Origin of the sequence: Chryseobacterium pennae, from assembly GCF_003385515.1 — a bacterium.
Lineage (GTDB): Bacteria > Bacteroidota > Bacteroidia > Flavobacteriales > Weeksellaceae > Chryseobacterium > Chryseobacterium pennae.
The window spans coordinates 1-13,233 of sequence record NZ_QNVT01000004.1 but is presented as its reverse complement, the minus strand read 5'-3'; the positions used below and the strand labels follow the sequence as shown (position 1 = coordinate 13,233).

Here is a 13,233-nt window from a genome sequence, read left to right as displayed (position 1 = left end):
GTTATTTTTTTATAATCCTTACAGACTGAGAAAAGTTTTTAGCCTCATATTTTATTACATAATTTCCTGACATCAGGTCAGAAAGATCAATTGAAGCTTTTTCATTGCGGGAATCTGAATTTTGTTTTTTCACCAATTTTCCAGACATATCATAAACCGAAATCTGAATATTTCCTGTAAGATTCTTATTTTCAGCAAATAAAAAATCTTTTACAGGATTGGGATATACGTTCAAAATATGAGTTTTATCTGATTTCGATTCATTTACCTCCAACGTAAGAGTCTTTAAAATTTTAAAAACCAGAAAATCATTATTCAATCTTCCGCCACCATAAAGGCTTCCGTCTGGAGCCAGCTGTATGCTTTCCAGATTTACCACGTCATCTACCGGAGAATTCGGATTACCAGAATAAGTAAAATAATTGAACTTCCCCTGATTGGCAAAGGTTGTATCCATAATTCCGTCTAAATTGTAGCGGGTCACCCACATAGAGTTGTTTGCGTTTATTTTTTCTGTTCCGGCAATATACATTCTATCTCCATCAAGAATAATATCATTTACAACATATTTAGGATTTAAATTACTACACAGCCAAGGGGTTCCGCTAGGGTTTACAAAAAGTTTAGAAGATGCTAATGTCTGTAAATTAACTTTTAAAACTCTATGGTCACATTCACTTACTTTATTGATAATATATGCGTAAGTATTAGAATTGTCTACAAGCATTTTTTTGAAATATCCCGGATTATCGTAGATGCTTGGAATATCATCATAATTGAAAGCGGGATCAAGTGTTCCGTCCTGGTTTATTTTTTTTATAAAATTGTACCTTGTATTTCCTGAAGAGTTACTATTAACCTGTTTTTGGCTGTAGCCTGTAATCAAAATCCTGCCGTCGTTCAGCAATTTAGCATCGTTAATGATATCAAGTGAGCCTACATCTATCGTAAGGGTTCCCTGATTTCCGAACGAGAAATCAAAAAATCCATCCGGATTATATCTTTCAATATACAGATCATCTCCTTTTTGCCCGAAAACATAAATTTTATTGTTGGGTAGAACCAACAGCCTGGTATAGGTTTTTTGTCCATATTCAAATTCCTGTTTTCCGTTAAAAGCAAAATTGGGGTCCAGTACTCCGTTTTGGTCTATTTTAGTTAAGCCCAAATCGGAAAGAATTAAAAATGATCCGTCAGCATAAGGATATACATCCCTTGTGGAATCGGCATAGTGATAGGAATCAAAATAATAATTTGCTTTTCCCTGGTTGCCAAATGTAGGATTCAACCCTGAAGTAAGGTTGTGTTTCAGAACTCCAAAACCACTTTCATAGGACTTGTAATCTTCTATTGTTACTCTCCCGAATGCATACAAGCCATTATTGGAAAGCTTAATATTGGATAGTTCGTCGTAACTTTTAGATTTATAATCGGTTTGTAAGAAACCTGCTCCGTTAAAATTGGAGTCCAAGTACTGACTCTGCCCATGCGCTTTTGATAGGGATAGCGACATAAGCACAATAAATAATTGTATTCTCATATGTGTTTTAATTTGTGTTATTATAGTTTATATAAAAATAGGGAAAATTTCTTTTCCCTATTTTATTTTTTGTCATCTTTTCCTTCCTCCTAAACCAAACATCCCGAGAATAGCTTTTGCGCCCTCCCTCATTAATGTATTGGTGAATGTTCTGCCTGCCTGGCTTTGCAGTACCTGTTCAAACATTCCCGGCTCTTCTTTTACCGGCTTTGTTCGTTGATTTGGTGCTGGATTCTGAGCGGCCTGCTCCATTCTGTTGGTTAGCATTTCATAAGCAGATTCCCGGTCTATTGCCTGTTCATATTTGGCTACCATAGCTGAGCTGGACGTTAATTCTGTAATTTCTGCTCCACTCAGAACATCCATTCTTGATTCCGGGGAAATAAGATAGGTATGAACTAATGGTGTAGGAATTCCTTTCTCATCTAAAGCGGTTACAAATGCTTCTCCAATTCCCATATTCTGAATCAGATTGGAAGCGTTATAAAATTCTGTGGTTGGATAATTTTCAACTGCTTTTGAAATTTCCTTTTTATCTTTTGCTGTAAAGCCTCTCAAAGCATGCTGTATTTTCAATCCTAATTGAGACAAAACACTTTCTGGTACATCACCAGGAATCTGGGTAATAAAATAAATTCCCACTCCTTTTGAACGGATAAGTTTTACCATCGTTTCAATCTGTGAAAGGAGGGTCTTTGAAGCTTCATCAAAAAGCAAGTGTGCTTCATCAATAAAGAGCACCAGTTTCGGCTTTCCGCTATCACCTTCCTCAGGGAAAGTCATATAGATCTCTGCAAAAAGTGAAAGCATGAAGGTAGAGAACAGCTGTGGCTTATTCTGAATATCTGATACTCTTAAAATATTTACAACTCCTTTTCCATCTCTGGTTTCCAGCAAATCCTGAACATCAAAGCTTAATTCTCCAAAGAAATCTCCCGCTCCCTGCTGCTCTAAAGCTACAATAGATCTTAGAATAGCCCCCAAAGAAGCCGGTGCTATTGATCCGTAGTTAGCGGCAAGCTCAGCTTTTCCCTGTGCATTATCTGTAACAAACTGCAGAACTTTCTTTAAGTCTTTAAGGTCGATCAAAGGAAGTCCTTTGTCATCACAATATTTAAAGACAATAGACATGATACTTTGCTGGGTATCATTAAGCTGAAGAATTTTACTTAATAAAACAGGTCCGAACTCTGTTACGGTTGCTCTCAGCTTTACCCCTTCTCCTCCGGAAATGCTCATCAACTCTACCGGGAATCCTTGTGGCGTATAAGGCAACTGAGTTTTTGCATATCTCTCTTCAATAATGGAATTCATCTGCCCAGCTTCTGCAATTCCTGAAAAATCACCTTTAATATCCAGCACCAGTGATGGGATTCCCTGATGAGAAAGCTGTTCTGCAAATACCTGTAACGTTTTGGTCTTTCCGGTTCCGGTTGCTCCGGCAATAAGGCCGTGACGGTTGATTGTTTTTAGAGGAATCGTTACATTCACTTCCGGTACTACTTCTCCGTCCAGCATTCCTTTTCCTAATATGATGTGATCTCCCTTAGGAGTGTATCTAGCATTTAATTCTTCAATAAATTGTGCTTTGTCTGCCATTTGATCGCTTTTAAAGCTTAAAAATATAATTTTTTTTGGATAATTTTCGAATAATTATTTTCGGAAAATCCAGAAAGCGTATCGATGTCTTATTTTCGCAATCGTATGATCAGTTTATGATTAGGAGAAATTATGCTAAATTCTTTGAGGCATTCAAGAACAAAGCATGATCCAACACCATGAAAACAACTATTAAAAAATATATTAACAAGTTAGACAATAGAAATATTAGTACCTTAAAAACTTGTATTCATTAAATAATCTACCGGCATTTAAAAATTTTATTTTATACGACAAGTTTTGACGCCAGCCACTTCTATGTTTGTAATAGTAATTAAAAAGAGATCCTAGGCTGGTCTTTTTATTTAAAAAATTAGTTAATACATCAATATTATATTTTGTATGTGCGCAGTACAGAATATATATGAATAAATTGATTGTAAAATAGAGTACAACAAGCAATATAGACTGTCGACTCCACTTAAAATTTTTATTCAGATTTTTTTTATACGACAAGTTTTGACGCCAACCACCTCTATGTTTGTAATAGTAATTAAAAAGAGATCCTAGGCTGGTCTTTTTATTTAAAAATTAGTCAATACATCAATATTATATTTTGTATGTGCGCAGTACAGAATATATACGAATAAATTGATTGTAAAATAGAGTACAACAAGCAATATAGACTGTCGACTCTTGCGAAACGTCGCTTAAAATTTTTATTCAGAAATTTTTTTTTATACGACAAGTTTTGACGCCAACCACCTCTATGTTTGTAATAGTAATTAAAAAGAGATCCTAGGCTAGTCTTTTTATTTAAAAATTAGTCAATACATCAATATTATATTTTGTATGTGCGCAGTACAGAATATAAATAAATTGATTGTAAAAATAGAATACAACAAGCAATATAGACTGTTGACTCTTGCGAAACGTCACTTAAAATTTTATTCAGAAATTTTATTTTATACTACAAGTTTTGATGCCAGCCACCTCTATTTTCGTAATAGTAGTTAAAAAGATATCCTAGGCTGTTCTTTCCATTTAAAAATTAGTCAATACATCAATATTATATTTTGTATGTGCGCAGTACAGAATATATATGAATAAATTGATTATAAAAATAGAGTACAACAAGCAATATAGACTGTTGGCTCTTGCGAAACGTCACTTAAAATTTTATTCAGAAATTTTATTTTATACTACAAGTTTTGATGACAGTCACCTCTATTTTCGTAATAGTAGTTAAAAAGATATCCCAGGCTGGTCTTTTCATTTAAAAATTAGTCAATACATCAATATTATATTTTGTATGTGCGCAGTACAGAATATATATAAATAAATTGATTATAAAACTCTATGTCGGGAGCATACGACAAAACAAATCATTAACAACTAATTCCCCGCTTTCAAGGGTTATTAGAATAACAAATTATAATTTAAAAAATATGGCAAAAATACCAACATATACTGTGGATCCTGCGAAACGCCGCATCCTTACGGTTGAAAATATGGAAGAGTTAGGAATAACTGATGAATTGATTAAGGGAATCATGAATAAAAAACTAATTGGTTTAACCTATAATCAAGTAAATGAGAATGGACAGGAGGTTAAAGTAAATGATAAGGTTGTCGAATTATCACCAATAGGAATATCTATCAATGATAGAAAATTTGGTAATTTTCCTGATCCAAACGCGGCAAAACGAGGATGGATGGCTTTTTTTGAGATTGGAGCTCCTTTGTTTGAAGAAAGGTCAAACATTATTCAGCCTGTGGCGGATATATTATCTACGAGAAGCTATGAAAACAGGTCGGATCTCGACCGTCAATTTTCTGACAATATTGAATTTACCGTAGGAAATACCATCAATTGGACTTTGGCAGGTATGGGAAGCTCTACCTTTGGAGGAAAAATTGCTGGAGAGTTACAAGGACAAATTTCAAAAACTATAGAGACCATTTTAACAGAGAGCTTATCTAATAGTTTAGCAAAATATGATAGCAATACCATCACGAAAACCAAGCATTTGCACAATCATAAAGACAACCAAGGTACCCAAAGCGTAATTTCTGCCGCAGCTCAATCAGCAACGACTAAAACAACTAATTTTACTTTCACCAATTCAAACAGATTAAGTTATACAGGAACAGGTACGGCTATCGGTCGTGGAGAATTAAGTGCAGACTTAGGACTTTCTTTAACAGGAACGATTTCTGGTACCCTAACAACAGCATGGAAATCAAATTCTAATGTTTCAGGATCTATTCCGAAAAACTCTCGTGTTGAAACTTTAGCAACACAAAGACGTCAGGTAAAACAATTTACTTACGAAATACCTATTACATTTGACGGATATATTGGATTGAATTTTGAGGAATTAGTTAATCCATATAAGAAATCTAGTCCACCCCGTCATCCTATGTTTACTAAGGATATTGGAATTAAAACATTCCCTGTTCATATATCCGCTTTAGAGTTGTTGGCAGCGAATGATAAATACAGAGCAAAAGGAATGGCAGAAAAAGTATCCGCTCTGGATGTCAACCATACTATTTTCGAGACTAAGCAAATTCCTAACATTGATAGTAGTAAAGAGACTTTCTCTGTGGTTCGTCCTCATAATTTATAAATTCAGTAACTTATTAATAAACAAAAATATGGCATTTCAAGATATATTTAATTTTGGCCGCAGTACGGCTGCGGGAGGTAGCAAATCAGAGCAGGAACTTTCTGGATTCATACCAAAAGAAGAAAACGAATCAATCAGTACTCCTCCTCATGATCCGTTTAAGCCTCAAGAAAAAGTACAACAAGACCCAAAAATTGTGAGAGAAACATCACCACAGTCCAATATTATATTCAATTTTATCAAATCAGTGACTTCTGATATTAAAGGATCTAATGACAGTGTAGAGACATCAATGGGTAACCCAGCAACAGTAACCGGTCCAGCAGCAGGGGTTATGGGTAAAGCGAGAGAAACTTCTGATAAGGTTAAGGATGATACTCCAGCTTCTTATACAGACGTTACTCCTCCACCTAAACCTAAAAATGATAAACCAGGTGGATGGGATGACGAAACAGAAACAAAGGAACCTAAAGATCCCGCAAATCCTAAAGACTTTAAAGAAAAATAAAGTAAGAAGTAACATGTAATCAGATATTTGTAATAAAAAAAACACTGATAAGCCCTAAAAGTCTATTATAGACTTTTAATTAAAAATATTAATTAGACCAAAGCAATAAAATTATTGCTTTGGTTTTTTACTTTATGTATCTTGTTTTAAAATTTGATATAAACAATGTTAGAATTGCCATTTCAATATTTATAAGATGATTAAACTTTTCATCTAAAATAACTCTTTCTTGAAAATTAATATCTTACCTCGCAGTGTGTTTAGAAAAAACCTTCTCATTACTAGACAAATAAACCTATCAACAAGAATAATTTATATTATTTGTAGCTTTACAATATGGGCTGATTGAATACTCCGGATTTGAATATTGTATAAACATTATATTGAAAACTGAGTGATTACATCCTGTAGTATTATAATATAAAACAGTCATATACAAACCTTTAACCACAGAAAGAACATGATAAAAAACAGCATTTATCACTCAACCTTATATAAGGCATTCTTTTTGCTGAAAAAACAAAGAAACTTAAACATTTGTTTAACAAGTATTGAAAGAAACTATCAATGGAATTTAACATTTGATTTAGAATTTATCTAATACTTTGTATCTTTAACTATTAAAAAAATACCCCAATGAAAATTGAACAAATATATACGGGCTGTCTGGCTCAGGGTGCCTATTATATTGTATCAGAAAACGAAGCTGTCATTATTGATCCATTAAGAGAGGTAAAACCTTATCTGGATCGTCTGGAAAAAGATAATGTCACTTTAAAATATATTTTTGAAACTCATTTCCATGCTGACTTTGTTTCAGGGCATCTGGATCTGAGTAAAAAAACCGGAGCTCCTATTGTGTACGGCCCCACTGCTGCTCCTGAATTTGAAGCCATTATCGCAGAAGACAACCAGGTTTTTGAAATTGGAAAAATAAAAATAAAAGTACTTCATACTCCAGGCCATACTATGGAGAGTACTACTTATCTTTTAATTGATGAAGATGGTAAGGAAACAGCAATCTTCACAGGGGATACTCTGTTTTTAGGAGATGTGGGAAGACCAGATCTTGCACAGAAAGCAACCAATCTTACTCAGGAAGATCTTGCAGGTATTCTGTATGACAGTCTTCAGAACAAAATTATGCCATTGGATGACAGCATAACTGTTTATCCGGCTCATGGAGCAGGTTCCGCATGTGGAAAAAATATGCAGAAGGAAACGGTAGATATTTTAGGGAATCAAAAGAGAACAAATTACGCTCTTAATCAACCGGATAAAGCTTCTTTTATCAGAGAAGTACTTGACGGACTGACTGCACCACCAAAATATTTTGGAATGAATGTAGCGATGAACAAAGGAGGTTATGAAAGTCTGGATACAATAATGGACAAAGGACTGCAACCTGTGTCTCCTGAAGATTTCGAAGCATTGGCTGAAGAAACGGGAGCTTTGATTCTGGATACAAGAGGAGCTGCAGATTTCCATAAAGGTTTTGTGCCCAATTCTATTAACATAGGTTTAAAAGGTGATTTTGCCCCTTGGGTAGGAACATTAATCGTAGATGTAAAACATCCTCTATTATTGATAACGGAGGAAGGAACTGAAGAGGAAGTGATCATCAGATTAAGCAGAGTGGGATTTGATAATGTTGTAGGATATCTGAAAGGAGGTTTTGAAGCCTGGAAAAATGCGGGCCAAGAAATCGACGAAGTGAAAAGAATCTCCCCTTCTGAATTTGCAGAACAGTTTACAACTGATGCAAAAGTAATTGATGTCAGAAAACTAACGGAATATTCTGCTGAGCATATTGATAATGCTTATAACAGACCTTTGGATTCCATCAGCGACTGGGCCCGAAATCTTGACAGCTCGGAACATTTCTTCCTTCATTGTGCAGGAGGATATAGAAGCATGATTGCAGCAAGCATACTTAATTCGCACGGAATCAGGAACTTCACTGAAATAGAAGGAGGTTTTAACGGTATTAAAAAAACAGAAAAACTTCCTACAACAGACTTTGTATGCCAATCCAAAACATCATAACCTCATGAAAGTTAATTTTTTTGGAATTGCCTTGGTTTCATTTTTAGCATTAAGCAGCTGTAAAACAACTCATTCTGCGGAAGCTCCCAAGGCTAACATTAAGGATGTTGTGACCAGTCCGGATGTAACATTGGTAGACGTAAGAATTCCTGAGCAATACGCTGCAGGAACAGCAAAGAATGCTATCAATATTCCTTTGGCAGAAATTCAGAACAATATTGAAACCCTGAAGGGTAAAAAAGTGGTTGTCTTCTGCAATAAAGGAGTACAGGCAGATCAGGCTATGGAAATTTTAAAGAAAAACGGAGTGGAAGCCTATGATGGAACGAGCTGGAAAAATGTGAAAGGCATCCAGAACGAAGCTGATAAAAAGTAATTCATAAAACTTAAACTATGTCACAAAAATTTCAGGAAATCATCAATTCCGAAAGACCGGTACTTATTGACTTTTTTGCCACCTGGTGCCAACCATGCAAAGTTCAGTCTTCGGTTTTAAATACGGTAAAAGAAAATATAGGCGAAGGAGCCAGAATCATCAAAGTAGATGTAGACCAATACCCTGCTCTGGCAGCACAATATGGGGTAAGAGGTGTGCCTACTTTAGCTGTTTTCAAAAACGGAGAGCTTCTCTGGAAAGAAAGCGGAGTGCATGATGTCAATACATTGACCAATCTTCTGCAACAATATAGTTAAGACTAAAAATAAGGCTGAGTTCACTAAAACTCAGCCTTATTTTTATAAATCCATTGAAAAATGATCGCGGTCATTTAAAAACTGGAAGTGTGTTCTGAAATCCTTCAATTCATTCATATCCAGTTCTGCTGAGACAATATTTCCTTTTTTATCTGAAATTTCTTTTCCATCACCAAAGAAACAATGTGAGCTCTCCTGATAAAACAGATTGTTTCCATCCGTTCCTATTCTGTTTAATCCAAATACAAAAGAAAGATTTTCGATAGCCCTTGCTTTTAGTAAATGCTCCCAGGCTCCTACTCTTTTTTCAGGCCAATTCGCAACATATAAAACAGCATCATAATCATCATTATTTCTTGCAAACACAGGGAAACGAAGATCATAGCATACCTGGAGCAAAAACCGTATTCCCTGATATTCTACGATGACCCTATTTTTCCCCGGAGTATATACTTTATCCTCTCCTGAGAAAGAAAACAAATGTCTTTTATCATAAAAAGCAACTTCTCCATCCGGTTGTACAAAATACATTCTGTTGTAAAAACTACCCTGTTCCTCTACCGGAGCACTTCCACAGAATGCTGCATTTTTCTCCTTCGAGATCTTTTTTAAAAACTTCAGAGATTCTTCATTTCTGTCAGAAACTTCTGATGCATCCATACAAAAGCCTGTTGAAAACATTTCAGGAAGTAAAAACAGATCTGCCTCCAGGTTTTCAAGTTCGTTCTCTATTGTTTTAAAGTTTTCAGCTTTATTTTTCCAGATGATATCCAAATTGAGCCCTACAATCTTCATCTTTTTTATTTTAAATTAATTCAATATCTAAAGGATAAAAATACGCCTTTTATGTTGAATAAAGAAAGGCGGCCTATAATTCTTAATATTTATTAAAGTCTTCTGTTTTTGTACTATTCAACATCTTTCGGTTTCATTTTTGATGCAGGTAATTTTTATTAATATCATTAAAAATTATAAAGCTTATGAAGAAATTGGTTTTTATGGTGATGATGTTCTTTTTCGGAATCACAGCTAATGCTCAGGCATGGACAGGAAAAGGAGATCAAAAAATCCAACTGGGTCTGAGCGCCTGGGGATATGGAACCGGGGTAACAGGAACTTACGACTACGGACTGAACAAGCTCATATCCGTTGGAGCAGGTCTTAATGGCTATTTCAGTAATTATAAGAACAACGATAAGGATAACCGGGTGTTTGTTTTTGGCAGATTGAATTTCCACCTTCAGGAAGCTTTAAGCCTTCCGCCAAAGTTGGATATTTATCCTGGTGTTGACGTAGGAGTTGTTGGAAAAGACTTTGGAATAGGAGCTCATATCGGAGCACGCTACTTCTTTACAGAAAGAATTGGGGTATTTGCAGAGGTAGGTAATAACGGAAGTCTGGGTGTTTCTTTCAATTTATAATCAAATAGTCCTGAAATATGACAAAGCTTCTCGTTTCGAGGGGCTTTTTTATTTGGCATAGTTTTGATAATTGTTACCTTTGCAAATTAAAATCTAAAATTTATTAATGGAAATAGCAATCAAACTCTTCCAGTTCATTCTGAGTATCTCTATACTTGTAGTTCTTCATGAGCTTGGGCACTTCTTACCGGCAATATGGTTCAAGACCAGAGCAGAAAAATTCTTCCTGTTCTTTGATCCTTACTTCTCCATATTCTCGATGAAGAAAATCAACGGAAAATGGAAGTATAAATTTTTCTCACAGAATCTGCCTGATACGGAAGTAACTGAGGTAAACGGAAAAAAGGAAGAAGTTCCTATCGATATATCAAAACTTTCTGATGATGATTGGAGAAAATATCCGGAGCAAACCAAATACGGTATCGGATGGCTTCCTTTCGGTGGATATGTAAAAATTGCCGGAATGGTAGATGAAAGTATGGATACTGCTCAGATGAAAAAACCGGCAGAATCATGGGAATTCAGATCTAAACCGGCTTGGCAGAGACTTATCATCATGTTGGGTGGAGTTACCGTAAACTTCTTCTTAGCCTGGTTAATATTCTCAGCCTTAGTTGGAAAAAATGGGGAAACGATTTTTGACGCTGATAAAATCACAACTCCTCTTCATTATACTGCTGCGGCTAAGAAAATGGGATTCCAGGATGGAGATAAAATATTGAAAGTAGACGGAAAGGTCCAGAAAGACTTCAAAAAACTGGCATTAGATGTTTTATTAAGTGATGAAATAACCGTTTCCAGAAATGGAAAAGACGTTACTTTCCCAACGAATGATGATGGAAAAGTAATGGCATTTCATGATCCGGAACCAAGATCATTCTTAACCCCAAGAATGAATCCTATTATTGATACCATTGTTACTCAATCTACAATTGACGCAGGTTTAAAACTAGGTGATAAAATTGTTGCCATCAATGGAACTCCTGTTTCCTATTATGATGAAGTAAAGCCTTTGGTAGTTCCTAATGCAGGAAAAGTAGTAGATTTCCAGGTAGTAAGAAACAATCAGACTGAAGACCTTAAAATCCCGGTATCTAAAGAAGGAACTATTGGAATTCTTTCTTTCAAGGAAGCTGAGAAATTTATGGTTCATAACGAATACAACTTCTTTGGTTCTATAAAAAGAGGGTTTACCCTTACCATTGAAAGTTTAACGTATCAGATCAAGCAGTTTAAATTAATTTTTAACAAAAAAGTTCAGGGATATAAAAAAGTAGGTGGGCCACTTGCTATTGTTAAGAATATGCCAGTAAGTAAAGATGCAAAAGGTGGAGTTTCCATAGACTGGTCTGCATTCTGGGGTTTTACAGCAATGTTCTCTGTATGGTTGGCATTCCTGAATCTTATTCCTATTCCGGGACTTGATGGCGGACATGTTTTATTTACGCTATATGAAATGATCGTAGGAAAACCGGTTCCTCAAAAAGTATTGGAAAATGCTCAGATGGTGGGAGTTATCTTCCTTTTAGGATTGATGGCACTGATCTTTGGAAGCGATATTATTAAAGCCATTACGGGAACTTTATAATTTTTTGAAAATTTTTCTTAAAAATATTTGCAGGGTATAAATATTCGTCCTATATTTGCACCACTTAAAACAAAGGACATTCCTCCTTAGCTCAGTTGGTTAGAGCATCTGACTGTTAATCAGAGGGTCGCTGGTTCGAGCCCAGCAGGAGGAGCAAAAAAGACTTACAGAAATGTAGGTCTTTTTTTATTTCTACTTATTCCAAAATTAGAACACTGAGAAATTTTATAAGATTCAAGGCTAAATTATTTGGATCAGATACAAAACTTGGGGATATACAAAAATTTATGCTCACCCAATCAAAGAACAAATATTCAACCGCTTTATTTTAGGAATGCTAATAATCACGATAACATATTGATGAAACGATAGTCTTATCTATCTGCCTGGAAAGAATCAATTTCATTCATTTGACCTTTACCTCCTTCAGGATATCTACTAAAGCTTTATGTAGAATTTAAAGTAACATCAATAATACTTTTTGATACCATTCCTTGCGCTGTAGCTTTATTATTTTCTCAGTCAGAACTGAAACAGTACCAAAATTCTTTTTACCGGATTTGATATGCAGGACTTTTATAAGCCCATCAGGGAGCTTAAAAAATGATTTGAAGACATACCCTCTTCAATGTTATAAAACCTGACGAAATAAGCTAATTATTAGCTAATTTCAGAGATAAAAGAAACACTATTCTTTTACAGAATTAAATGGTTTCACCAAGAGTAAGTTTATGATTGAAAATATTCTATTGGTTAAAGCCACACAAATTCATTCTTTGAACCGTAATAATCATATTAATGGCTTCTCCACATATGGAGAAGATTGATAAGATCAGCTGGGAAAAGAAATCACTCGAGCAGTTTTTCCTAAAAACATATCAAAAGATATTGATTACTTACTATTCATGATCCAATCCATTACCTGCGTCTACTGATATAAAAGATTTATTTATGAAAAAAGTCCCCTTGGAGACCGTTTTTCTCACGCACAATTTTAATTCTAATTATTTTATGTAATTTTAATTTATTGAAAAATAAAACGATAGCAATTTTCGTTAAATATTAAGGAATAAAAACTTGCTTAGTACGGATATTCATATTATATTTGCACCACTTAAAACAAAGGACATTCCTCCTTAGCTCAGTTGGTTAGAGCATCTGACTGTTAATCAGAGGGTCGCTGGTTCGAGCCCAGCAGGAGGAGC

Annotated in this window: 10 protein-coding genes and 2 tRNA genes; 9 read left to right on the top strand and 3 right to left on the bottom strand. The window is 35.0% G+C overall.

Going from position 1 to position 13,233, the window contains the following annotated elements:
* Nucleotide 1 precedes the first annotated feature (1 nt).
* Both DRF65_RS05825 and DRF65_RS05820 read right to left on the bottom strand, forming a co-directional pair.
* Nucleotides 2–1,540, bottom strand: coding sequence for a T9SS type A sorting domain-containing protein (locus tag DRF65_RS05825; protein ID WP_115969688.1), 1,539 nt, complete (start codon nucleotides 1,538–1,540; stop codon nucleotides 2–4).
* Nucleotides 1,541–1,612: 72 nt separating this feature from the next.
* Complete coding sequence (locus DRF65_RS05820; protein ID WP_115969686.1) at nucleotides 1,613–3,139, bottom strand: helicase HerA-like domain-containing protein; 1,527 nt, start codon at nucleotides 3,137–3,139, stop codon at nucleotides 1,613–1,615.
* Between the two features lie 1,448 nt (nucleotides 3,140–4,587).
* Between DRF65_RS05820 and DRF65_RS05815 the strand changes: the two genes are divergently transcribed.
* The 5 genes from DRF65_RS05815 to DRF65_RS05795 all read left to right on the top strand — a co-directional run bounded on the left by DRF65_RS05815 (nucleotide 4,588) and on the right by DRF65_RS05795 (nucleotide 9,019).
* On the top strand, nucleotides 4,588–5,772 hold the full coding sequence (locus DRF65_RS05815; protein WP_115969684.1) for a hypothetical protein: 1,185 nt from the start codon (nucleotides 4,588–4,590) through the stop codon (nucleotides 5,770–5,772).
* Between the two features lie 28 nt (nucleotides 5,773–5,800).
* Nucleotides 5,801–6,280 carry a hypothetical protein gene (locus DRF65_RS05810; protein WP_115969682.1) on the top strand — a complete coding sequence of 160 codons (480 nt, stop codon included), beginning with the start codon at nucleotides 5,801–5,803 and terminating at the stop codon, nucleotides 6,278–6,280.
* Between the two features lie 636 nt (nucleotides 6,281–6,916).
* A complete protein-coding gene (locus tag DRF65_RS05805) occupies nucleotides 6,917–8,326 on the top strand; it encodes an MBL fold metallo-hydrolase (RefSeq protein WP_115969680.1) in 1,410 nt (469 codons plus the stop codon).
* A 4-nt stretch (nucleotides 8,327–8,330) separates the two neighbouring features.
* Nucleotides 8,331–8,702 (top strand): rhodanese-like domain-containing protein, encoded by a 372-nt coding sequence (locus DRF65_RS05800; RefSeq protein WP_115969678.1) that lies wholly within the window; start codon nucleotides 8,331–8,333, stop codon nucleotides 8,700–8,702.
* 17 nt (nucleotides 8,703–8,719) lie between these two features.
* Entirely contained in the window at nucleotides 8,720–9,019 is a 300-nt protein-coding gene (locus DRF65_RS05795) for a thioredoxin family protein (RefSeq protein WP_115969676.1), read from the top strand.
* Nucleotides 9,020–9,061: 42 nt separating this feature from the next.
* On the opposite strand, the gene DRF65_RS05790 is transcribed toward DRF65_RS05795, so the two are convergent.
* Nucleotides 9,062–9,814, bottom strand: a complete 753-nt coding sequence (locus DRF65_RS05790; RefSeq protein ID WP_115969674.1) for a nitrilase-related carbon-nitrogen hydrolase — start codon at nucleotides 9,812–9,814, stop codon at nucleotides 9,062–9,064.
* A gap of 185 nt (nucleotides 9,815–9,999) precedes the next feature.
* Between DRF65_RS05790 and DRF65_RS05785 the strand changes: the two genes are divergently transcribed.
* The 4 genes from DRF65_RS05785 to DRF65_RS05770 all read left to right on the top strand — a co-directional run bounded on the left by DRF65_RS05785 (nucleotide 10,000) and on the right by DRF65_RS05770 (nucleotide 13,232).
* Nucleotides 10,000–10,440 carry a DUF6646 family protein gene (locus DRF65_RS05785; RefSeq protein WP_115969672.1) on the top strand — a complete coding sequence of 147 codons (441 nt, stop codon included), beginning with the start codon at nucleotides 10,000–10,002 and terminating at the stop codon, nucleotides 10,438–10,440.
* A gap of 106 nt (nucleotides 10,441–10,546) precedes the next feature.
* Nucleotides 10,547–12,028 carry an RIP metalloprotease RseP gene (rseP, locus tag DRF65_RS05780; protein ID WP_115969670.1) on the top strand — a complete coding sequence of 494 codons (1,482 nt, stop codon included), beginning with the start codon at nucleotides 10,547–10,549 and terminating at the stop codon, nucleotides 12,026–12,028.
* An 80-nt stretch (nucleotides 12,029–12,108) separates the two neighbouring features.
* A tRNA-Asn gene (locus DRF65_RS05775) sits at nucleotides 12,109–12,182 on the top strand.
* Nucleotides 12,183–13,158: 976 nt separating this feature from the next.
* Nucleotides 13,159–13,232, top strand: a tRNA-Asn gene (locus DRF65_RS05770).
* The last annotated feature ends 1 nt before the right edge of the window (nucleotide 13,233 follow it).

Bases quoted from the DNA above. Each gene is read 5' to 3' on its own strand.
- DRF65_RS05825 (WP_115969688.1), bottom strand. From the start codon at position 1,540: ATGAGAATACAATTATTTATTGTGCTTATGTCGCTATCCCTATCAAAA.
- DRF65_RS05820 (WP_115969686.1), bottom strand. From the start codon at position 3,139: ATGGCAGACAAAGCACAATTTATTGAAGAATTAAATGCTAGATACACT.
- DRF65_RS05815 (WP_115969684.1), top strand. From the start codon at position 4,588: ATGGCAAAAATACCAACATATACTGTGGATCCTGCGAAACGCCGCATC.
- DRF65_RS05810 (WP_115969682.1), top strand. From the start codon at position 5,801: ATGGCATTTCAAGATATATTTAATTTTGGCCGCAGTACGGCTGCGGGA.
- DRF65_RS05805 (WP_115969680.1), top strand. From the start codon at position 6,917: ATGAAAATTGAACAAATATATACGGGCTGTCTGGCTCAGGGTGCCTAT.
- DRF65_RS05800 (WP_115969678.1), top strand. From the start codon at position 8,331: ATGAAAGTTAATTTTTTTGGAATTGCCTTGGTTTCATTTTTAGCATTA.
- DRF65_RS05795 (WP_115969676.1), top strand. From the start codon at position 8,720: ATGTCACAAAAATTTCAGGAAATCATCAATTCCGAAAGACCGGTACTT.
- DRF65_RS05790 (WP_115969674.1), bottom strand. From the start codon at position 9,814: ATGAAGATTGTAGGGCTCAATTTGGATATCATCTGGAAAAATAAAGCT.
- DRF65_RS05785 (WP_115969672.1), top strand. From the start codon at position 10,000: ATGAAGAAATTGGTTTTTATGGTGATGATGTTCTTTTTCGGAATCACA.
- rseP (WP_115969670.1), top strand. From the start codon at position 10,547: ATGGAAATAGCAATCAAACTCTTCCAGTTCATTCTGAGTATCTCTATA.